This is a genomic window from Arthrobacter sp. I3 (genome assembly GCF_000520575.1).
In the GTDB taxonomy this organism is placed as follows: Bacteria; Actinomycetota; Actinomycetes; order Actinomycetales; family Micrococcaceae; genus Arthrobacter; species Arthrobacter humicola_A.
Genome location: NZ_KI914945.1, coordinates 123,027 through 145,263 on the forward strand (window position 1 = coordinate 123,027; position 22,237 = coordinate 145,263).

17 protein-coding genes are annotated in these 22,237 nt (G+C 67.9%); 4 read left to right on the plus strand and 13 right to left on the minus strand.

The genetic code is table 11. The features are described from left to right. The 6 genes from Y706_RS26245 to Y706_RS0117690 form a co-directional block, all read right to left on the minus strand. A partial coding sequence (locus tag Y706_RS26245) for an ATP-binding cassette domain-containing protein (RefSeq protein ID WP_043436391.1) occupies positions 1-937 on the minus strand: 937 nt, incomplete at its 3' end. A 54-nt stretch (positions 938-991) separates the two neighbouring features. Next, positions 992-2,473 carry an amidase gene (locus Y706_RS26250; RefSeq protein ID WP_043436392.1) on the minus strand — a complete coding sequence of 494 codons (1,482 nt, stop codon included), beginning with the start codon at positions 2,471-2,473 and terminating at the stop codon, positions 992-994. Beyond that, positions 2,470-3,735, minus strand: coding sequence for a M20 family metallo-hydrolase (locus Y706_RS0117675; RefSeq protein ID WP_028277648.1), 1,266 nt, complete (start codon positions 3,733-3,735; stop codon positions 2,470-2,472). Before Y706_RS0117675 ends, Y706_RS26250 begins: the two co-directional genes overlap by 4 nt. A gap of 45 nt (positions 3,736-3,780) precedes the next feature. After that, entirely contained in the window at positions 3,781-5,151 is a 1,371-nt protein-coding gene (locus Y706_RS0117680; protein ID WP_028277649.1) for an MFS transporter, read from the minus strand. A 378-nt stretch (positions 5,152-5,529) separates the two neighbouring features. Next, a complete protein-coding gene (locus Y706_RS0117685) occupies positions 5,530-6,447 on the minus strand; it encodes a LysR family transcriptional regulator (RefSeq protein WP_028277650.1) in 918 nt (305 codons plus the stop codon). Between the two features lie 35 nt (positions 6,448-6,482). After that, entirely contained in the window at positions 6,483-8,177 is a 1,695-nt protein-coding gene (locus Y706_RS0117690; RefSeq protein WP_028277651.1) for a PucR family transcriptional regulator, read from the minus strand. A 113-nt stretch (positions 8,178-8,290) separates the two neighbouring features. Between Y706_RS0117690 and Y706_RS0117695 the strand changes: the two genes are divergently transcribed. Both Y706_RS0117695 and Y706_RS0117700 read left to right on the plus strand, forming a co-directional pair. Further along, on the plus strand, positions 8,291-9,778 hold the full coding sequence (locus Y706_RS0117695) for a CoA-acylating methylmalonate-semialdehyde dehydrogenase (RefSeq protein ID WP_043436393.1): 1,488 nt from the start codon (positions 8,291-8,293) through the stop codon (positions 9,776-9,778). Between the two features lie 27 nt (positions 9,779-9,805). Further along, complete coding sequence (locus Y706_RS0117700) at positions 9,806-11,179, plus strand: aspartate aminotransferase family protein (RefSeq protein WP_028277653.1); 1,374 nt, start codon at positions 9,806-9,808, stop codon at positions 11,177-11,179. Between the two features lie 110 nt (positions 11,180-11,289). On the opposite strand, the gene Y706_RS0117705 is transcribed toward Y706_RS0117700, so the two are convergent. The 3 genes from Y706_RS0117705 to Y706_RS0117715 form a co-directional block, all read right to left on the minus strand. Then, positions 11,290-13,308 (minus strand): penicillin-binding transpeptidase domain-containing protein, encoded by a 2,019-nt coding sequence (locus tag Y706_RS0117705; RefSeq protein WP_028277654.1) that lies wholly within the window; start codon positions 13,306-13,308, stop codon positions 11,290-11,292. Between the two features lie 102 nt (positions 13,309-13,410). Beyond that, positions 13,411-14,067, minus strand: coding sequence for a response regulator (locus Y706_RS0117710; protein ID WP_028277655.1), 657 nt, complete (start codon positions 14,065-14,067; stop codon positions 13,411-13,413). Then, positions 14,064-15,461 carry a sensor histidine kinase gene (locus Y706_RS0117715; RefSeq protein ID WP_028277656.1) on the minus strand — a complete coding sequence of 466 codons (1,398 nt, stop codon included), beginning with the start codon at positions 15,459-15,461 and terminating at the stop codon, positions 14,064-14,066. Before Y706_RS0117715 ends, Y706_RS0117710 begins: the two co-directional genes overlap by 4 nt. 195 nt (positions 15,462-15,656) lie before the next feature. Between Y706_RS0117715 and Y706_RS0117720 the strand changes: the two genes are divergently transcribed. Together Y706_RS0117720 and Y706_RS0117725 are read left to right on the plus strand one after the other, a co-directional pair. Continuing rightward, positions 15,657-16,757, plus strand: coding sequence for an FtsX-like permease family protein (locus Y706_RS0117720; protein WP_028277657.1), 1,101 nt, complete (start codon positions 15,657-15,659; stop codon positions 16,755-16,757). Between the two features lie 43 nt (positions 16,758-16,800). Then, complete coding sequence (locus Y706_RS0117725; protein ID WP_028277658.1) at positions 16,801-17,529, plus strand: ABC transporter ATP-binding protein; 729 nt, start codon at positions 16,801-16,803, stop codon at positions 17,527-17,529. Positions 17,530-17,532: 3 nt separating this feature from the next. On the opposite strand, the gene Y706_RS0117730 is transcribed toward Y706_RS0117725, so the two are convergent. From Y706_RS0117730 to Y706_RS0117745, 4 genes are all read right to left on the minus strand, one after another. Then, positions 17,533-18,981, minus strand: coding sequence for a phytoene desaturase family protein (locus tag Y706_RS0117730; protein ID WP_028277659.1), 1,449 nt, complete (start codon positions 18,979-18,981; stop codon positions 17,533-17,535). Continuing rightward, positions 18,978-20,456, minus strand: coding sequence for a glycosyltransferase family 87 protein (locus tag Y706_RS0117735; RefSeq protein WP_043436414.1), 1,479 nt, complete (start codon positions 20,454-20,456; stop codon positions 18,978-18,980). The genes Y706_RS0117730 and Y706_RS0117735 overlap by 4 nt, the downstream gene beginning before the upstream one ends. Positions 20,457-20,728: 272 nt before the next feature. After that, the gene (locus tag Y706_RS30605; RefSeq protein WP_275450888.1) at positions 20,729-20,863 is read right to left on the minus strand and encodes a hypothetical protein; all 135 of its coding nucleotides are present in this window, start codon (positions 20,861-20,863) and stop codon (positions 20,729-20,731) included. A gap of 755 nt (positions 20,864-21,618) precedes the next feature. Next, on the minus strand, positions 21,619-22,203 hold the full coding sequence (locus Y706_RS0117745; RefSeq protein WP_028277661.1) for a histidine phosphatase family protein: 585 nt from the start codon (positions 22,201-22,203) through the stop codon (positions 21,619-21,621). Positions 22,204-22,237 lie beyond the last annotated feature (34 nt).

The following is a 22,237-nucleotide window of genomic DNA, read 5'->3' on the forward strand; positions in this document are numbered from 1 at the left end:
GCGGGCCGGCCTCGAGGAACTTCGCGAGCCGGGTCTGCGCCGCGTGATAGCGGTTGGCCATGTCGGAACGGAACGCGGCCTTGTTCTTGTACATGTTGACGAGTTCCTTGAGCTTGACGTGCTCCTCGTCCCAGCGCTTGCGCAGCTCCTCGAAGCGCGCGTTCCGGTCGGCCCGGGCATCCACGTAGGAGCCGAAGCCGCCGCCGTGGATCCAGGCGCCGGCGCCGTTGATGCCCGGTTCCAGGGTGACGATGCGGCCGGCGGCGTTGTTGAGCAGTTCACGGTCGTGGCTGATGAAGAACACGGTCTTCTTCGACTCATTCAGCTTGGCCTCGAGCCAGCGCTTGCCCGGAACATCGAGGTAGTTGTCCGGCTCGTCCAGGAGCAGCAGTTCGTCGGGGCCGGCGAAGAGGGCCTCGAGGACCAGACGCTTCTGCTCGCCGCCGGAGAGGCTCGACGCCGGCCGGTGCTGTGCCCGGTCGAAGGGCAGGCCGAGGGCGGCCATGCAGACCTCGTCCCAGACAGTTTCGACGTCGTAGCCGCCGGCGTCCCCCCAGTCCACGATCGCCTGGGCATAGGCCATCTGGGTGGGCTCGTCGTCGTGCTCCAGCATGGCGAGCTCTGCCTCGTCGACGGTACGCGCGGCGGTGGCCAGCGCGGGCGGGGCGGCGGAGACCAGGAGGTCGCGGACCGTGGAGTCATCCCGGACCTGGCCCACGAACTGGCGCATGATGCCCATGTTGCCGGAGCGGCCGATCACGCCTTCATCCGCGACGAGGTCGCCGGAAATGATGCGGAACAGCGTGGTCTTGCCGGTCCCGTTGGGCCCGATCAGCGCCGTCTTGGTGCCGTCCGGGACCTTGAACGTCACCCCGTTGAGCAGCTGGGTGCCGTCGGAGAGGAAGTAGTCGATGCCGGATACGTCAATATGAGCCACGTGTTCAATCTTCCCACGGCCAGGCGGCCCGGCCGGGGCCGGGGGCCCAGCTGTTCACCAGGAGGTCCGGACGGCGCCCGGCCGTGGCCCGGTCGCCTGGCTGTTTACCAGGAGGTCCGGTCGGAGCCCTGCCCAGGGCCGCACCGCCTCCACGGCGGCGCCCACGGTGAAGACTGTAGCGTCCTCGAACGGATGGCCCACGATCTGCACACCCGTGGGGATGCCGCAGTCGGCCATGCCGCTCGGCACGGCAAGGACGGGGCAGCGGTTGCTGATGTTGAAGGGCGCCGTCATGTGCCCCTGCCAGTAGTGCCCGAGCCGCTGGCCCCCGGCGTCGATCCCGTCAAGGTACATGCCGTCCGCATCCAGGGCGGCCACGGCCGAGGCCGGACAGAGAAGGGCGTCGAAGCCGGACATCGCCGCGGCAAGCTCGGCCTGGATGCGGGTTTCCGCCTGGATGCCGTCGACGAACCGGTTTTCCGCGGCGGCTTTCCGGGCGTCGGCCATAAACCGCCGTGTGTACGGGGCCAGCAGCTCGGGAGACTCTGCGGTCGCGTCCTCCATGGCCGGCCCGAGGAGGTAGCCGAAATGTGTGAACATTGTCCGGCTGATGTCCTCGGTGGTCCAGGGCAGCTCGATCTCTTCCACCACGGCGCCGGCATCACGCAGGGCCGCTGCCACGCCGCGCGTATTGGCCTCAACATCAGCGGCGACGGGATAGTTCCCCAGCCGGATGCAGAGAGCGATGCGCATGCCGGCCACTGCCGAGCCGGCGTCAGCACCCGGCGGGCCGGACAACGCCGGACTCCCGGCGAGGGAGCTGTGGTCGCCCGGATGACGGCCCGCCATAACGTTCGCCAGCAGGGCTGCGTCCGCCACGGTCCGTGCCATTGGGCCGTCGCCGCGGTAGTGGTCCGCGGAGAGCGGGGCCAGGCCGGGAATCCTTCCGTAGGGTGCCTTGTAGCCGACGGTCCCGGTGAACGACGCCGGCAAACGGGTTGACCCGGCGATGTCGGAGGCGGTGGCGAGCGGCGCCAGCCCGGCGGCCAGTGCCGCCCCGGAACCGCCGGAGGAGCCACCCGGGGAATACTGCCGGTTCCAGGGATTGCGCGTGACCCCCCACAGGGGACTGTGGGTGACGGTTGCGCAGCTGTATTCGGGCGTGGTGGTGCGGGCATGGATGATGCCGCCAGCACGCCGGATTCGGTCGATGACGGGATGGTCCGCGTGCGCGAGCTCCCCCTTGCGGGCTACGAGCCCCTGCGAAAGGGTGCGTCCCCGGAGCCCGTGCTTTTCCTTGGCGGCCACCGGCAGCCCCAGCAGGGGAGTGAGGTCCCGGCCCCGCGCATACCGTGCGGCGGCCTGCCGTGCTGCCGGGACCGCCTCTTCGAACAGGGTTTCCGTCAGGGCGTTGATTCCGCCGTTGACGGCCTCGGTCCTGGTGATCACCGCTTCCATGAGCTCCACCGGCGAGAGCTCCCGGGAGCGGAAGAGCCGCAGGGCCGTGCCGGCGTCGAGGTAGTGCAGCTCGGTCATGCCAAGGCCGCTGCCGGCTCGGGGGAGGCATCGGCCAGGGCGCCGGCAACCAGCTCCCGGGCTACACCGGTGAGCATGTCCACGCCGGCAACCATGTCCTCGTCTGTGCTGAATTCCCGTTCGCAGTGCGAGACGCCGTCCACGCTGGGGATGAAGAGCATGACCGACGGCGCCACCGTGTTCATGGCAACGGAGTCGTGGCCGGCCATGGTCTGGATCCGCCGCGCGGAAAGGCCCAGGTTCGCAGCCACCTTGTCCGCGAGTTCAAGCCCGCCTTCGGGGAAGCGGCGGATCGGCCGGATGTCGAAGTCCTTAACATTGACTTTGATGTCGTGTTCGCGTGCCAGCGCATCGATGTCCTCGATAAGTTTGGCGCGGGCCGCCTTTACGATGTCCGGATCGCCGGAGCGGAGGTCGGCGACGAGGTGGACCCTGCGGGCCACCACAATGGGCGAGTTCGGTTCGAGGGTCAGCTGGCCCACGGATGAGACGAGGGCCTCCTCGGCGAACTCAGCGGTGACGTCGTGCACCATAAGAATGATCTTGGAGGCTGCCACCAGGGCGTCGTGCCGGTCTGCCATGGCCGTCGCTCCGGTGTGCGACTGTTCGCCGAGTACTTCGATGTCCAGTTTCTGGGTGTACCAGCTGCTGTCCACCAGCCCGATGGAGATGCCCTCGCGTTCCAGGATCCTGCCCTGCTCGATGTGGATCTCGGCGTAGCCGGCCGCCTCGGGCCCGTCAGACGTGCCGAGGTACCCGATGCCGTCCAACGCCTCACGGACTGTGATGCCTTGCAGGTCCGCCACATCCAGCATCTGTTCCCGCTGCAGGAGTCCCGCAAACACCGAACTTCCCATGATGCTCGGCGCGAACCGGCCGCCCTCCTCGTTGAACCAGTTCACCACCGCCAGGTTGAACCGCTGCGCGGCCCCGCCCTCCGCAACCTCGGCGTCCAGACGCCGGGCCGCGTGCAGGGCGGCGACGACACCGTACGCGCCGTCGAACCGGCCCCCGAGCGGCTGGCTGTCCAGATGGGATCCGATCAGCACATAGGGCGCCCCCGGCGTCCACTCCAGCAGCCCGAACATGTTGCCGATCCCGTCCACCCGGAGTTCCCATCCGGCCTCACGCACCCACCCAGCGAACCAGTGGCGTGTCTGCGCGTCCTCCGGGGTTGCGGCCTGGCGGTCGACGCCGTTGTCGGGGGTGGCGCCGATGGTGGCCACGTGGTGGAAGTCTTCGAGGAAAGCTGCTGAAGTCATGGGAAATCCTTTGTAGGTTGCGGTGGAGAGGGTGGGGCTGCGGGCTTAGCCCATGCGGCCGCGCGTCTCGGGAACCTTGGTGAAGAGCACCAGGAGGAGCACGACGGCGGCGGCTGCGGCCATGTAGAAACCGGGCGCGTGAGGCACTCCGGTGCCGCCGACGAGGGCGGTCCCGATGAACGGTGCGGTGCCGCCGAAGAGCGCGTAGGCGCCGTTGTAGCTGATTGCCGCCGACGTGAAGCGGGTGCGGGTGGTGAAGATTTCAACGAAGAAGGTGTAGCAGCCTCCGCCGTAGATACAGAGCGCCACCACGAAAAGGGACTGGCCCAGGAGGGCGAGAGGGAGGCTTCCGCTGGTCACCAGCATGAAGCTCGGCACTGAAAGCAGGGCCAGCGCGGCTGAACCGGCGATGAGCATTGGCTTGCGGCCGAAGCGGTCGCCCAGCCGGCCACCGAGAGGAAGCAGGACGGCGTAAAGGGCGAGGGCGGCGGCGTTGACCAGGAGGGACTGCTCACGGCTCAAGTGGCCCGTGGTCTGGACATACGAGACGAAATAGGCCGAGAGGAAGTAGAAGCCCATTGCGGTGAGGCCCATGACAAAGATGACCTGGACCATGCGGAGCCGGTTTTCGCGGAAGGCTTCGCGGACCGGGCTGAATTCCTTGGTCCGGGCAGCCTTGGCCTCATTGAATGCATCGCTTTCCACCGTCCGGCTGCGGATCCAAACGCCGAAGAGGGCGAGCGGCAGGGCGAGCAGGAACGGCAGGCGCCAGCCCCACGCCATGAAGGCCTCGTTGGGCATTGACTGGCTCAGGATGAGGATCATCGAACCGGCGACGACAGAGGGCAGCGCAGTGGCGGCGATGGTGATATTGAGCCAGAACCCGCGGCGGCTGACCGGGGCATGCTCGAAGACAAACGATGGCGCTCCCACCGATTCGCCGCCGGCGGAGAAGCCCTGGATCAGCCGGCAGAGGACCAGCAAAACGGGTGCCCAGGCGCCGATCTGGCCGTAGGTCGGCAGCAGCCCCATCAGGGCGGTGGCCCCGCCGATGGCGACGAGCGTGATGGTCAGGACCCGGCGGCGGCCGATCCGGTCGCCAAGCGCGCCGAAGAACAGGCCGCCGACGGGACGGACTACGAAGGCGACGCCGAAGGTGGCGAACGTCGCAAGCATGGCCGTGACCGGGTCGCTGCCGGGGAAGAACAGTTGGGAGAAGATGACCGCGGTGAGGCCGTAGAGGGTGAAATCGTAGAATTCAATGAACTGCCCGATGCTGCCCCCTGTGAGGACTCGCTTCTGCATCTTGGTGATGCCAAAGGGGCCGGACCGCGAAGTGTCCTTGTCCAGGGCCGGGGCAGACGCTGTGGTCTGGGAAGCGGACGCCGGCTGGTCCGTGATGTCGTTGATCGTCATGACAGCCACGCTAGAGGCGCCGTGTTTCCGAAGTTCCCTGCCGTGTTACGGACCCGGGAAATGAAATCTGCTGATGTTGCCGCCGTGTTGCCGGCAAGGCACGGCCCGGACATAAGTCGGACACCTAGGGCGTGAATCGGAACCATTGAATCTCCTTTGATCAACATGGTTGTCGCGCTTCGGGACTCGGCCAAGGGCCGTCATTGCGCGGGATTTGCCATTGGACTCCCGCCGGCACCACCGCACTGGACCAACTGTGTGTGATCCGGTTCACATCTGTCCAATTGATTGTTTTGGCCAAATCAATAGATTTCATCGATGCCAATCACTGCGGATTTTCGCAGTAACAGTCGCGGTGGGCACGGGGAATCCGCCGGGCTAGTGCCGGGCGGCACCGTAGAGACGGATGCAGGTCTCCTCAAAGGCCAGTGCCCGACGGGTGGGTTGCACCCCCTCGGGGCGGACCAGCATCACCTCGATCGGCGGGAAGTCGTCCGTCAGGGTCAGGGCCACCACCCTGCCGCCGGAATACGTCAGGTCGCTGTGGAGCCGCTGGTTCAGCACTGCGTACCCGTGCCCCTTCGCCACAAACGAGCGCACCGTTTCATACCCGGCAAAGCGGTGCCGGACGTTCGGAACGACGCCCGCGATCGCGTACAGCTGCTCGTAGTAGTCCCGGCTGTGCGGGAGATCCAGCACCACCGCGGGTTCGCCGTCCAGATCCTTCAGCGCGATGCTCCGCTCAGGCCGGGACGCCGCAGGGTGTTCAGCATGGACCAGCACATGAGGGGGCACCCGCTCGAGGACCGTGTGTGTAAAGCCCCGGCCCAGGCCGAGACCATACATCAGCGCGACATCGCACTGCCCTTCGAGGAGGGCGGTCTGCAGGCTCGCCAGATCGGCCTCCAGAAAGGAGACCTCGACCCCCGGATGCTGAACTTCGAAGGTCTGCAGGATTGCGGGAAGCCTGAAGGGTGCCAGCGGCGAAAACACGCCCACCTTGAGCTCTCCGACCAGGCTTGTCGCAAGCCCCCGGGCCGACTCGTACAGCGAATCCGCATGCTCCAGCAGCACCTTGATCTCCTGGGCAAGCTGCCGGCCGGACGGCGTCAGCCGCAGGCCGCGCGTCCTGAGCCGGACAAACAGCTGCGTCGACAAACTTGCTTCAAGCTGGGCCATGGCGGTGGACAGGGTGGACTGGGTCACGAGCAGCCTTTCGGCTGCCGCAGTCATGTTTTCGAGCTCGGCCACCACCGCGAAATACCGCAGCTGGGTCAAGGTAAAAGGCTTCGCCATTCGTCAATGCTCGCATTCTGCGCGGATCCGCGCTGTCACAGGCCCCGGAGCCGGTGCAGGAGTAGGGCGACGTGCAGCGACGTCCGGGACTCCGCGTCGTCGAGGTCCACGCCGAGGAGCTCTTCGAGGCGGGCCAGCCGCGCGTACAGCGTCGGGCGGCTGAGATAGCCGGTGCGGGCAAGAGCCGCTTTGTTGCCGCCGGACTCGAGGTAGCGGCCCAGCAGCTCCAGCTGCCCGCCGCCGTCCCGGGCGTCGGCCTGCAGGACACCCTCCAGTTCTGACTCCGCGAACTGCTGCACGCGCGGATCCTTGCGCAGCAGGGCCAGCAGCCCCCGAAGCCGGACGTCCGTCGCCCGGTAGAACGGCTTCCGATCACCCCGCAGCGTCGCCGCGGTTTCGGCGACGTGGGCGGCTTCGTCAATGCCCGCCGCCGCTTCGAGCAAGGAACCCCTCAGGCGCCCCACGCCGATGCTCCATGTCGCCTCCGCCGGATTGCCGGCCCAGCCTCCGCCGGGCCGGTCTCCGCGGAGGGGTGGGCCGGGTGGCGTGTCGCTGCCCGTGAGGGCATCGGCGAGACGCTGGAGGGTCGGATCTTCCAATTGCTTCGCAGGAACGGCCAGGATCATGCCGACCGATCCGGACCGGATGCTCGCGGTCAAAGCGCTACCTGACACGGCTTTGAGGGCACGGGCGAGCTGCTCCAGCAGGGCACGTTCCTCCTGTTGCCCAGCCAGTGGATCGATTCCGGCTCCCATTGCCCCTGTTGAGGGGCCATAGGCTGCTCCGCCGCTCCGGAACACAATTGGCAGGTAGTGCGGCGACCGCCTGAGTCCCAGCGCCGCGGCGCGGGACTGCGCCTCGTCCTCGCCCAGCCCGCGGGGCTGACGGAGGGCGTTGAGAAGCCCCGCCTGCGCGTGGTGGCTCAGCTCCCGCCGGTCCCGTTCGGCGAGCCGATTGATCGCCAGGGTCTGGGCTGCGCGTTCCAGTACCATGGCCGCCGCCTCGTCGTCGTCGAGGGGGACCGGCACCACCAGCCGGCCCCACACGTTCCCGCGCACGCCAACCGGCGTCTGCAGCCAGGCCTCGGGCCCGGTGCGGCCCGTCCCGGGCGGCGCCGGTGTTGTCCTGGACCGCCGCTCCCAGTCCTCCAGCAGTTCGACGGTCCGCAGCTGCCCGGCCGAGTACGCGAGGACGAGGTGCGAGAGGTCCTCCAGGACCACCGGGGCGCCGATCATGGCGGCTGCCTGGTCCACCACCTGCCCAGTCCCTGCGCTTTCCAGGCTCAGCACCGTGAAGGCCTCGTGGACGTCGCGGGCGCGTTCCACCCGCTCCAGCTGTTCGGCGACGATGATCCGGTGCACGATTTCGGTAACCTGGACGAACCGCACGCGGCGTTGCACCACGACCACGGGCATAGCCGTGGCCAGGGCGGCCGCGCGCAGCGCATCCAAACTGGGCTTCCTGTCGCCGATGAGTTCAACAATCAGGCCGGCCGCCGCCGCCTGCTCCAGGGACCTGATGAACGACGCCGTAAGCCCGGGTTCCTTTTCCAGCTCCAGTCCGGTGGTAAGCACCAGCTCCCCGCCCGACAGCAGCCCGGAAATGTCGAGCAATTCGCTCACGTGGACCCAGCGCACGGGGTTGTCGAGGGCCCCGGCGCCGCCGAGCAGGAGCGGCGCGGCCTCGCGGAGAACGGGAAGGTCAAGGATCGAGCCGACGGTGGGCAACATTTACATAGTGTAAACGAGGCTGTGATTCTCCTTACACACTGGCACTTATGGTGCCGTCTCCCGGTAGGGACACTGGACTCAACGCACCCCCGAATACCGCATGAGGAGAAACCTTGAACATCATCGAGCACTGGATCAACGGCAGCTACGTCCCCGCCGGCGCGCGCACGGCCCCGGTGACCAACCCGGCCACGGGCAAGATCACAGGCCAGGTTTCGCTCGCGAGCCAGGACGAGAGCCACGCCGCCATTGCCGCGGCCAAGGCCGCGTTCCCCGCATGGCGAGACACCTCGATTGCCCGCCGCACCCAGATCCTCTTCGCCTTTCGCGAACTGCTCAACTCCCGCAAGGGCGAACTCGCCGCCATCATCACCTCCGAGCACGGAAAAGTCCTGGATGATGCCCTCGGAGAAGTCACCAGAGGCCAGGAAGTCGTCGAGTTCGCGTGCGGCATTCCCCACCTGCTCAAGGGCAGCTACACCGAGAACGCGTCCACCAACGTGGACGTCCACTCCATCCGCCAGGCCCTGGGTCCGGTCGCAGTCATCAGCCCGTTCAACTTCCCGGCCATGGTGCCGATGTGGTTCTTCCCGCTTGCCATCGCCGCCGGCAACACGGTCGTCGTCAAGCCCAGCGAAAAGGACCCCACGGCCGTGAACTGGATGGCCGAACTCTGGAAAGAAGCCGGCCTGCCGGACGGCGTCTTCAACGTCCTGCACGGCGACAAGGTGGCCGTCGATGCCTTGCTCAACCACCCGGACATCAAAGCCGTCTCCTTCGTCGGCTCCACCCCGATCGCCAAGTACGTCTATCAGACCGCGACGGCCAACGGAAAGCGCGTCCAGGCCCTTGGCGGAGCAAAGAACCACATGATCGTGCTGCCCGACGCCGATCTGGACCTGGCCGCCGACGCCGCCATCAATGCCGGATTCGGATCGGCGGGCGAACGGTGCATGGCCATCTCTGCCTTGCTCGCGGTGGGCGAAATCGCTGATGAACTGGTGGACAAGATTGCCCAGCGTGCGGCTTCCCTGCGCACCGGCGACGGGCTGCGCGGCTGCGACATGGGCCCGCTGGTGACGGCCCAGCACCGGGACAAGGTTGCCGGCTACATTGATGCCGGCGAAGCTGCCGGTGCCCAACTCGTCGTCGACGGCCGCAACATCGCCGCCGACGCGGAAGGTGACGGGTTCTTCGTCGGACCCACGCTTTTCGACAAGGTGACTCCGGACATGACCATCTATCAGGACGAGATCTTCGGTCCGGTCCTGTCCGTGCTCCGCGTTGACAGCTACGACGAGGCGCTCGAGATGATCAACGGCAACCCATACGGCAACGGCACCGCCATCTTCACCAACGACGGCGGCGCGGCGCGGCGCTTCGAGAACGAAGTGGAGGTGGGCATGGTGGGCATCAACGTCCCCGTTCCGGTCCCCATGGCCTACTACTCCTTCGGCGGCTGGAAAAACTCGCTGTTCGGGGATACCCACGCCCACGGCACCGAGGGCGTCGGTTTCTTCACCCGCGGCAAGGCGGTCACCTCCCGCTGGCTGGATCCAAGCCACGGCGGCATCAACCTCGGCTTCCCGCAGAACGCCTAAGCCACCCGAATCCGAAAGGCAGCTGTCATGACCTCGACCCTTGAAAACGTAACCCTCCCGCAGCAGGAGGCCGCCGAGGGCGCCCGCCGCGCCTATGAACTGGACCGCAAGCACGTCTTCCACTCCTGGTCCGCCCAGGACCTCATCGATCCCATGGTCATCTCCGCGGCCGAGGGCTCCCACGTCTGGGACGGCGACGGCAACAAGTACCTGGACTTCTCCTCGCAGCTGGTCAACACCAACATCGGCCACCAGCACCCCGCCGTCGTGTCCGCCATCGCAGCACAGGCCACCAAGCTGTGCACGATCGCCCCGAGTTACGTCAACGACGCGCGCTCCGAAGCTGCACGCCTGATTGCCGGCCGGACCCCCGGCGAACTAAACAAGATCTTCTTCACCAACGGCGGGGCCGACGCCAACGAGCACGCCATCCGCATGGCCCGTCTGCACACGGGCCGCCACAAGGTGCTCTCCGCCTACCGTTCGTACCACGGCGGCACCCAGCTGGCAATCAACGTCACGGGCGACCCCCGGCGCTGGCCCAGCGACACCGCCAGCACCGGCACCGTCCACTTCTTCCCGCCGTACCTGTACCGCACCGCCTTCCACTCCACCACCGAGGAGGAGGAAAGCCAGCGCGCCCTCGAACACTTGGAACAGCTGATCAGTTTCGAAGGCCCGTCCACCATCGCCGCCCTCATCCTGGAAAGCATCCCGGGCACGGCCGGGATCTACGTGCCGCCTCCGGGATACCTGCAGGGCGTCCGCGAGCTCTGCACCCGGCACGGCATCGTCTTCATCGCCGACGAAGTTATGTCCGGCTTCGGCCGCACCGGAACCTGGTTCGCCGTAGAGCACTTCGACGTCGTTCCGGACCTGCTGACCTTCGCCAAGGGCGTGAACTCCGGCTATGTTCCGATGGGCGGAGTGGCAATCAGTCCGGAGATCGCAGCCACGTTCGGCAACCGTGTCTACCCCGGCGGCCTGACCTATTCGGGCCACCCGCTCGCGGCGGCTGCCGCCGTCGCGACCATCAACGCGATGGAGAATGAACAGATCGTCCAGCACGCGGCAGCCCTCGGCGAGAAGGTAATCGGCCCGGCCCTGCGTGGATTCACCGAGCGCCACCGCTCGGTTGGTGAAGTCCGCGGCAAGGGCGTCTTCTGGGCGATCGAACTCGTCAAGGACCGGAAGACCCGCGAGCCCCTGGCCCCGTACGGCGGCTCAAGCCCGGAAATGAACCAGCTGGTGGCGGCCTGCAAGTCCCGCGGGCTGCTCCCGTTCGCGAACTTCAACCGAATCCATGTTGTCCCGCCGTGCAACACCAGCGTGGAAGACACCCAGAAGGGCTTGGCGGTACTGGACGCCGTGTTGGACATCGCGGACGGCTTTGCCGCCTGAGGCGCTCCCGCACTATTGACATCGAAAGACGGATGCTCCCCCGCACAACGCGGGGGAGCATCCGCCATTTCGGCGCAGAATTTCCGGCGACTCGGACTTTTCCCGTCCGCTCAGCCGGCCCGGGTCAGGAACTCCTTGAGTAGCGGCCCGGACGTGGTCGCCCCGAGTCCGCCGTCCTCGACGAACACGGCGACGGCGAGGTCACCGTGCACGGCCACGATCCAGGCGTGGGTCTTGGGCGGGGTGTCGTTGCCGAACTCGGCCGTTCCGGTCTTCGCCCCGACGGGCTCGCCCGGGACGGAGGCCAGGAACCCGGCATGTCCGCTGGTGACGACGGCCCGCATCATGTCAGCCAGCGCCGCGGCTTCCGCTGCAGTCACCGGCTTTTCGACGGCCGTGGCCGGTGCGGGGGCCGACGGTGTCGCGTCACCGGAGGCCGGGGCAGTCGGCGACGTGCCGGCGGTAGCCGTTCCTGTGGGGGCGGCGCCCTGGGCATCTGGAGGGCTGGCGCCCTCGTTCGGATTCAATACCAGCTGGGCGGCCACCGGGGCTCCCTTGGCCACCGAGCCGGCCATGACGGCGGCGGCCAGGGGGGACAGGAGCACTTTGCCCTGCCCGATCATGGAGGCGGCATGTTCGGTTCCTTCGGCATCCCCGGGGACGGAGCCGAGGAATGCGGCCGCGCCGAGCGCGGGTGCTTCAACTGCTACGCCCAGGGAGGTCGCGGCGGATTCGAGCTGTGCCTGGGTGACGGTGTCCCGGGCGTTGATGAACGCGGTGTTGCAGGAGTGCGCAAAGGCATCGCGCAGCGTAACGGACCCCAGGGAGGACTCAGGGTATCCCTCGGCGTTCTTGAAGGTGCGGCCGTCGACCGTGAGGGTGGGCGGGCAGTCCACCTTGGAGTCGGGCGTCATGCCGTTGCGGAACATGGCCAGGGAATCGACCATCTTGAAGATCGATCCAGGGGCATACTGTCCCAGCATCGCGGTGTCGTAGCCGTTGCTGCCCGGCCCGGAGGCGGCCGCCAGGACGGCGCCGCTGGAGGGCCGGAGCGCCACAATGGCCGACGCCGGGCCGACCTTGCCGAGGACGTCTTCCGCGAGCTGCTGCAGCTTCGGGTCCAGGGTGGTTTTCAGCGGGGTGCCTTCTTTTATCTCAGTCTGAAAAAGTACGCGGCGTCCCGCGTTGGGCAGAGCCTGCTTCTCTGCGGCGGTGAGGCCTGCCTTCTCGGCGAAGACCTGAATGCCGTCGCTGCCGCGAAGCTGCGCGTCGTATTGCTGTTGCAGGCCACCGGTGCCCGTGGTGTCCCCGGCTTTGAGTGCCCCGTTCGATTTTTCGATCTGTTCTGCATTCGCCTCCGCTGCGGTGCCCAGCAGGGCGCGGGCGAAGGTGCGGTTTGGTGCCAGCGGAAGGGAGTCCCGGATGGCGCGGGCGCCGGGAATCTCGCCGATCTGAGCGTCGGTGATGGTCCGTCCTTCGTCACGCAAAGTGATGGCGGCAACGAACGCCTCGGGGCCGGCCGCCGCGACCTGCTGCCCGTACGCCGCAGGGTCGACCCCCACCAGTTGGGCAAGCTTGGTGGCGGAATCGGCGGCGTCTGCACCGCCGAGCGCGGGCTTGTCGATACCAACATTGACCACGGGCCGGTACGTGACCAGCGGGACCCCGCCGGCGCCCAGGATGTCTGCGCGCGACGGCGAATGGGTTGCCGAGCCGACGAGCTCGCCTTCGGCCAGTTCGGGGACCAGGGTGGCCGGTTTCCAGACCGTCAGCCACTTGTCGCCGGACTTCTTGAACTCGGCGAAGGTGGTGTACTTCCACTCTTCGGAGCCGATCTTCCAGCGGTAGTTAAGCGGGACAGTAGCCTTATCGGACTCCAGCGTCAGTTGGCCGCTTTCCACTGCAGGGCGGGCCGGGTCAAGCCCTTTGAATATTTCCTTGAGCTGGTCGTTGGCGGCACCGGAGTCCTTGCCCTCAAAGGCGACGGATCCGACGTCGAGCGCAGACACCGCGGAGGCGAGCTGTTTGGCAGCGCTTTCGGCGCCCTCACGGCCGTCGCCGCAGGCGACCAGCGAGCCGCCAAGAACAAGGCCCACAAGGGCCAGTGCAAGTTTTGATGAGTTCCCCATGGCGCCCATTATGCCCGGGCCACCGACAAGTCCGTTGTCACATAACACCGTCACGTGGCACCGTCACCTGCCCCCCGGCTTCACTTCGGGTGCCGGGAACGCCTAGGGCCGCCGGATGATCCTGCGCTGAGCTGCCACGGCGATCGCGGCGGTGCGGTTGTCCACGCCGAGTTTGCCGTAGATGTGCACCAGGTGCGTCTTGACCGTGGCCTCGGAAATGAACAGCTGCTTCGCGATCGCGCGGTTTCCCATCCCGGTGGCCAGCAATCCGAGCAGCTGGACCTCGCGGGCGGACAGGGCAGGCTCCGGATTCCTGATCCGGCCCATCAGCCGGGCCGCGACCTCGGGGGCCAGCGCGGTGCCGCCCGCCGCGGCAGAGAGCACCGCCTGGCGGATCTGCTCCGGCGGGGCATCCTTGAGCATGTAGCCGCTGGCGCCGGCCTCGACGGCGGCCAGGATGTCGGCGTCGGAGTCATAGGTGGTCAGGATGAGCACCGGCGGCGCCGGCTCGCCGGCCTCTCCTGCCTTGATCCGGCCGGTGGCCGTGACGCCGTCCATGCCCGCGCCCATCTGCAGGTCCATGAGCACCACGTCCGCGGGCTCACCCAGGGTGTGGAGCCTGGCCAGTCCGGCCAGCGCGGCGCCGCCGTCGGCGGCCTCGGCCACGACCGTGATGCCCTCCAGATCACCCAGCATTGCCCGCAGACCGGCCCGGACCACGGGGTGGTCGTCCACCAGGAACACCCGGATGTTGTTCATTTCCGGTCCCCGCGCGCCGGCGCCGGCGCGGCGGTGGAACCGGGCGCTTGGCCCAGTGGCAGCCGGATGGCCACCACTGTTCCCTCACCCGGGGCAGACTCGATGTCCAGCTGCCCGTGGAGGGCGGCGACGCGGTCCCGCAGCGACGTCAGCCCATAGCCGGATCCGTCCGGACGGGCCGGCAAGGCCGAGGGGTCGAATCCGGTGCCGTCGTCGTAGATGTCCATGGCCACGTCCGGGCCCAGGAAGGACAGGGTGACGACGGCGGTGCGCGCCTGCGCATGGGCCCGCACGTTGGCCAGGCTCGCCTGCGCGGCCCGGAGCAGGACCGTCTGGTGGGTGCCGGGGAGTTCCACCGGTACACCTTCGACGTCGAGGCGGCACCGCAGCCCGGCACCCCGCGCCGCGGTCTCCGCTTCGGTCTTTTCGCACAGCCGGAGGAGTCCAGCCACGAGGGAGCCGTCCTCAAGGTCGGGGGACTGCAGGGCCCGGACGAAGTTGCGGGCCTCTGCCAGGTTGGCGGCGGCCGTGTCCCGGACAATGCGGAGCCTGTCCCGTGCCACGGCGGGTTCGCCGTCGTCCAGGGCCTTCTCGGCCGCGCGTCCCATCAGCACGATGCTGGACAGGCCCTGGGCCAGCGTGTCGTGGATTTCGCGGGCCAGCCGGGTGCGCTCGGCCAGGGTTCCGGCATTGTGCTGGGTCCGGGCGAGTTCGGCACGGGTGCGGCGGAGCTCTTCGGCTGCCAGCCGCTGGTTTTCCGCCTCCAGGAACAGCGCCCGGTAGGCCAGCCCCGTGACCACAGCGAAGGCTGCGCCAAACGCTGGGCCGAGCACCATGGGCAGTTCAGGCGCCAGGCTGGCCGGCGCTGCGCCGGCCTGCCCCGAGGCTGCGATACCGCTGTTGTGGAACCAGAGCGCCCCAATGACGAAAAACGTGCTCAGTGCGATCGCCGGGAGCGCCAGCCGCCGCCGGAGCACGTGCAACTGCAGGAAGAACAGCGGGAAGGCCAGCCAGACGAAGTCGGCACTGGCCCAGACCAGCAGCAGCCAGAGGAGGCAGACGCCGCCCAGCCACCAGGCCGAGTAGGGCCGCGGATCGAACCGGGTCCGGCGGGCGGCGTGCCGCTTCTCCAGCACGGTGCCCAGGAGGTAGAAGGCGGCGAGCAGCACGGCCAGCAGCAGGGTGACCCACTCCTGGCCCGTGATGCCGCCGGCCAGGAGCCGGAGCAGCGCCACCAAAAGCAGCACGGCAAAGCCGACGTGCAGGCTCACGCGAAGGACGCGCAGAATGACGGCCGCCCCGGTGGGCTCCGCGCCCGGCGCCGGTGCGCCGGCGTGCGGTGCGCCCTTGGGTCCTGTGCCGTTGTGGACCGTGTTGCCGGCGTCGCCCTCCATGCTTCCAGCGTAGTGCCGGTGCGGCGGGGCTCCTGCGGAAAACGGCCCGCCCCCGGCGGAATCAACCTTTTGGTTGATCGCAGGGCCGTCCGCACGGTGCCGGCGGTCCAACCGGGCGGCCGATGCCCCGGTGCCCGGCGGAGGGAAGGCTGGAAGCAACGCCACAAACGCCTCAAACACCTCAAAGGGGTCACCATGTATCTCGCTATCCGCGATATCCGCTTTGCCAAGGGACGGTTCGCCCTGATGGGGGCGGTCGTCGCCCTCATCACCCTCCTGCTCGTCATGCTTTCCGGACTGACGGCCGGACTCGGAAACCAGTCGACGTCGGCCCTCGCCGCCCTCCCGGCCGATCAGCTGGTATTCGGCGCCCCGGCCGGGAGCGCACCCAAGGCCTCGTTTACCGAATCCGAGGTCACGCGCGCCCAACAGAGCCTGTGGTCGGCGCGCGACGGCGTCGCCCGCGCAGACGCCGTCGGGATCAGCCAGAGCCGCTTCCAGGCACTCGGCGCCGGAGGCGTTCCGGCGCGCACGGCAAGCGTTGCGGTCTTCGGTACCGAGCCCGGCGCCGGCCTGGCCCCCGCCCCGCTGGCCGAGGGAACCATCGCCGTCGGAGCCGGACTGGCGGAGGACCTGGAGCTCAGCATCGGCAGCCACGCCTCGGTGGGCGGCACCGACCTCGTTGTGACGGCCGTCGTGCCGGAGCAGTGGTATTCCCACACCGGCGTCGTGTGGACCACGCTGGCCGATTGGCAGAAGCTCTCGCATATCCAAGACGCGGACGCCGCGACGGTGCTGGCCGTGACATTCGACTCCACGGCCGGGCCAGGGGTGGATCTCGGTGCCGCCAACACTGCCGCGGGAACCGTCAGCACCACGATCGACGGGTCCTTCCAGGCCCTCGGCTCCTACAAGAGCGAGAACGGCTCGCTGCTGCTCATGCAGGCCTTCCTCTACGGCATCTCAGCACTCGTGGTTGTTGCCTTCCTGACGGTCTGGACGGTCCAGCGCACCCGGGATATCGCCGTTCTGAAGGCACTGGGCGGGTCCGCCAGCTACATCCTCCGGGACGCCATGGCGCAGGCTGCCCTGGTCCTGCTGGCCGGTGCGGTGGCCGGCGGGCTGGCCGGTGTGGCCGGCGGGGTCCTCGCGTCGCAGGCGGCGCCGTTCCTCCTCACGGCCTGGACAACGCTGCTGCCCATCGCCGGAATCGTGCTCCTGGGCCTGGCCGGCGCAGCCCTCGCGGTCCGCAGCGTCGCCCGCGTCGATCCGCTCATCGCCCTCGGCGGCAACTGAGCAGCCTCGCCCCTGCATATATATTCTTAGAAAGGCATATCTCGTGAACTCAACTCTGAACAACGCCGCCCTGAACCTCGTCAACGTCACCCTGGAGTACCCGGACGGAGACGGCATCCTCAAGGCTCTGGACGCCGTGAGCCTCAAGGTGCACGCAGGCGAATTCGTGTCCCTGCTTGGCCCCTCGGGGTCCGGCAAGTCGTCCCTGCTGGCCGTCGCCGCCACCCTGGTCCGGCCCACCGCAGGCCTGGTGGTGGTCGACGGCGAGGACGCCGGCGGATTGCCCGACTCCGGCCGCACCGCACTGCGGCGGGACAAGATCGGCATCATCTTCCAGCAGCCCAACCTCTTGCCCTCCCTCACCGCGGTGGAGCAGCTCGTGATCACCCAGCGCCTGCGCGGCGGGACGGCCCGGGATGCCGGGGAACGCGCCGCGGCTCTGCTGGACCTTGTCGGTCTCGGGCATGCCCTGGAGAAGCGGCCGCACCAGCTCTCCGGCGGTCAGCGTCAGCGCGTCAACATTGCCCGGGCACTCATGGGCAACCCTGCCGTGCTGCTGGTGGACGAGCCGACGGCGGCCCTTGACCACCAGCGCAGCGAAGCGATTATCCGGCTGCTGCGGCAGGTCACCGACGAGTTCGGCGTGGCAACGGTCATGGTCACCCACGACACCGATTTCGTCCCGCTCACCGACGCCGTCGCGAGCATGCGCGACGGGCGGCTGTCCGCCGTGGCGGCAACGGCGGCCGCTGCGGCGCCGCGTCGGGGCTAGCGGCTAGGGGACCCGGTGCCCGAGGTCCGGGACGCTTAGCCCGAACATGTCCTTGAGGGCATACCTGGCGGCGTGGAAGCCGGGCATCCCGGTCACGCCGGGACCCGGCGGGGTCGACGACGAGCACAAGTACACCCCTGGCAGCGGCGTCCGCCAGGGCACCGGGCTCAGCACCGGCCGCCGCAACATGCCCCAAAGATCCATGCGGCCTGCGCCGAAGTCCCCACCGACGAAGTTCTCGTCGTACGCCGCCAGCCCTGCGGCCGTGGTCACCTTGAACTGCACCACCACATCCCGGAACCCGGGCGCGAAGCGCTCCAGTTGCGCCATGATCGCATCGCTCATGTCCGCGGTGGAACCGGCCGGAACGTGGCAATAGGTCCACAGGATGTGCCGGCCGGCCGGCGCACGGCCGGCATCAAAACGCGAGGGCTGGGATACCAGCACGTAGGGCCGGTCCGGATGCCGTCCCGAGGCGACCTGGCGCTCCGCTTCGGCGGTTTCCGCCCTGGTGCCGCCCACGTGCACCGTCCCCGCATCGGCGAGGCTTTCCGCCGCCCACGGCACCGGGCCGGAGAGGATGAAATCGACCTTGCAGGAAGCGTTCCCGAAGCGGAAGGACGCCAGGGCGCTCCTATAGCGCGGCGGGAGCAGGCCCTCCGCCAGGTGCAGCAGCGCGGGGGGCGCCACATCCAGCAGCGTGGCCCGGGCCGGCGGCAGCTCCGCGAGCGATGTGATCCGCCTGCCGGTCTCGACCACCCCGCCATGGGCCTCGATGTCAGCGGTCAGCGCCTGGGCAATCGCGGCCGATCCGCCGCGCGGAACCGGCCAGCCGCCGACATGGCCCAGGGCGCCCAGCATCAGCCCGGCGCCGGCGGCGGTGATCGAGGGCAGCGGCGCCACGGCATGCGCGGCGACGCCGCTCAGCAGTGCGGGAGCCAGGTCCTGGCTGAACCTCGCATTCCACAGCGGCGAGCCTTGTTCGAGCGCCCGGAGGCCGAACGCGGCGGCGGCCAGGGGATCTGCCGGAATCCGCAGCAGCTGGTTCAGGGTGAGGTCCGCGACGCCCTCCACCCGCCGCACGAGGGGCTCCATGAGCTGGCGGTAGGCGGCGCCGTCCTGCCCGAGTTCCGCAACGGTGCGGTCCAGGGAACGGTAGGCCAGCGCCGCGCGGCCGCCGTCAAGCGGGGATCCGTACGAGAGCTCGGGCACCTCCAGGGGCACGCGCCTGGACAGCTCGAACCGGCGGAAAAAGGGTGAGGCCAGAACCATGGGGTGCACGGCCGAACAGACGTCGTGGAAGTGGCCCGGTTCCATCAGTTCGGCGGTGCGCAGTCCGCCGCCGGGTGTGGCGGCCGCCTCGAACACGTGGACTTTGAGTCCAGCCCGCGCCATGGTCACCGCCGCGGCCAGCCCGTTGGGGCCGGAACCGACGACGGCGACGTCAGTCATGCGCTGTGGCTTTCCGCCACGGCACTCTTCCGCCACGGCACCAGGGACGCCGCGGGCCGGCGCAGATCAATCCGCAGCCAGTCCGGGGCACCGTCGAAGGGGCCGCCATGCGGATCATCGATGCGGTGGCGGCGGATCACGTCGCTGGACGGATCCCAGATGTCCCAGGCGACACGGGCCATCAGGTATGCGGTGGCGAGCATGTGGGCAACCACGGCCAGGACGTAGTAGGGCATGTCGATGTTGTGCTGGGTCGAGCCGCCGCTGGTTGCCTGCCCCAGGTACATCCAGATGGCGCCCCAGTGCAGCGCTTCGATGGCTTGCCAGATGACGAAGTCACGCCAGCGGGGCCGGGCGAGGGCGATCAGGGGGATCAGCCACAACACGAACTGGGGGGAGTACACCTTGTTGGTCAGGATGAACGCGGCCACGATCAGGAACGCCAGCTGCGCGATCCTCGGCCGGCGGGGTGCCGTCAGTGCAAGGACCGCAATCAGGATGCAGGCCAGGAGAAACAGGTCCAGTGCCAGGGAGTTGATGGCCGCGGCTTCAAGCGGATTCCAGCCCAGCCGGGCGGCCACCAGGTTGTAGGCGAACCAGGGTGAGCTGTAGCCCGCCGGCCGCTCCTGCGTGAACTGGTAGAAGTACTTCCAGCCGTCCGGATTTGCCGCGGCTACCGGGACGTTGACCGCCAGCCAGGCCGCGGTTGCGGCACCGGCCGTGATCAGCAGCGCCCGGATGCGCCCGCTCCGGAGCGCCAGCAGCAGGACGGCGCCGAGGATCAACAGCGGGTAGAGCTTGGTGGCCGTGCCCAGGCCGATGAAGATCCCGGCGAGGACGAGCTTGTTCCGCGCAAAGAAGTACATGCCAAGAGCCAGCATGCACACGGCCCACATGTCCCAGTTAATGACGCCCGCCAGGACAATGCCGGGGGCGAGGGCAACCATCGCCGCGTCCCAGGACCGCCGGCGGTTCGTCCGTGCCGTGGCCAGCACGGTGATGATCCAGACGGCGGCGATCAGGGTGGCGTTGACGTCGAAGTAGCCAAGGACGCGGGGATCGTCGGTGCCGGCCCCGGGCACCAGAAGTGCGGTGGCACCCGCGATCAACCCCATCAGCACGGGGTACTCGAAGAGGCTTCCCGGGGTAATGAAGGGGAAGGCGCCATCGCCGAGGCCGCGGTTGCGGAACAGCTCCGGAAAGTCCGAGTAGCACGTGGCGTAGAACTGCCCGGGTGTTTCCCAGCCGTTGGTGCGGCAGAAGTTCTTGAGCAGAATCCCGGCCAGGGCGGCGAGGACAGTGAGGATCACCAGAACTCGATCCACCGTAAAGAATCCCGGCGAAACGATCCCGGGCGCCGAGCGGTGGCCCAAAGGGCCGCCTACCAGTTCCGTGAAGTTTCGGAGAAAAGGGTCGCTGCGGCTCGGGATGACCAATCGGACCCGTTTGCGCTCCGGCGGCTTTGTCTCCTGCATGACCTTGAGCTTACCGGGGGACATTGACCCATGCCGCGCCGCGGTCTTCGCTGGCACGTCGTATCGGAGGCCGCCACGACGGCGGACCATGAAGGGACGCTTAAAAGGGGGAGCCCGTGCGGCCACGCACGGGCTCCCTGGGATCGGTTCCAATGTCAGTCATCAGGTCCTCCTTCGCTGCGGACAGTCCTGCCGGTAAGGGGCGTCGCCCGTGCACGGGATTAGTCCATGCGCCGGTGGCGGAAGTGTCCGGCCGTCAGCAGATCGGGGCGTCAGCGAATCAGGCCGGCCTGATGCATGGCGAGGAACGTGTCGTCCCGCCTCTGGTCCAGGAGTTGGCCGTTGAAGCGTGTCGACTCCCTGCGGGCCAGCTTTCGGAACAGGACCGTATAGAGCTTGTTCATCATGGTTCTTACCTCCCCTCGGGGACTCGATCGGCGTGCCCGGGTGGCGGGCAGGGCTGTGCGGTGGGCTGGAGCGGTGGTTGCGGTAGTCACAGGGACCTTTCGTTGGTGGAGGATTGCGCCGCCTGGGCTCAATGGGGCGACCTGGAGGCAGCAGGAGTGGGCGGATGAAACGGGCGGCCGCATTTTGGGCGCGACAAATAGAGCCCTGGATGCAAGGAATTCGAATAGCCGGTTCCGGGCGTGGCAATTAGCCCGGAAATCCCCGGCCTTAATTTAGGCCGGAATTCCGAATAGGAAAAAGTTATTCGATGGAGAATGGCCCCTGGACGCGGTAGCGCCGAAACCCCAACAAGAAGCTGGGTTCCGAACTATGGGGAGGCTGCGCAACCGCGTGGTTCCGCCTGATCAGGCTGCCGTCATTGGGCTTTCCGTTGAGGAAGGCCAACTGCCACGGGCCCCAAGCTGCATTGCCCGGGACGGGAACGCGGTCAGGAAACAGTCAGTCCGACATTTGGGCGCGGTTCAGCGAACGAGGCCGGGTTGGCGGTGGTGGAGTACATCCATCCGCTAGTCAAAGTAATCATCATTTTCCCAACCTCCTTTTCTGTTCTGCCGCGGCTCCGGCTGACTGGCCGGGCGACGCGCGCCGTGACCCCGGCAAGTCGCCTTGGGGTCAGAAATAAAAATACACTACGAATACGGCCGCTGCCTACCGAATTCATAAACTTTCTTTGACTTTGTTTTAAAAACCTGTTTTAGAGTCCCCAGCGCACGATTGCCGGTGTCTTCTTATCCCATCCCAGTGTGCAGACTTTGGCGGTCCCCAACACGAAATGCCGGCCCTCGCGGGGGTCCAACCCGAGCCACCGGGCGGTCAGGATGCGGGAGAAATGCCCGTGCGCGACGATCAGCACATTGTCCAGGCCCGATTCGAGCACCCGGGCCACGATCTTGTCCGCGCGGGCGGCGACGTCGTCGAGCGCTTCACCATTGGGCACGCCGTGCGTCCAGATCAGGTATTCGGGGTTGTCCTTGCGGATGAGGTCCGAGCTGATGCCCTCATAGTCGCCGTAGTCCCATTCCACCGCCAGCGGCTCCAACTGGGCGTCGGGGTAGCCGGCGAGTTCGGCGGTCCGGCGGGCGCGGCGCAGGGGTGAGGTCAGTACGAGGTCGAAGTCGACGGTCTCGAGCACCCTGCGCGCCTCCACGGCCTGCTGCTCGCCTTCCACCGTGAGGGGCATGTCCGTGAGACCGGTGTACTGCCCGCTCTTAGACCACTCTGTTTCACCGTGCCGCAGGATCCACAGTTGGGGGCGGGGGCCGTTGGATGGTGCGATCACTTAGGACTCCTCAGTGGTGGAAAGTTCGGCGCCG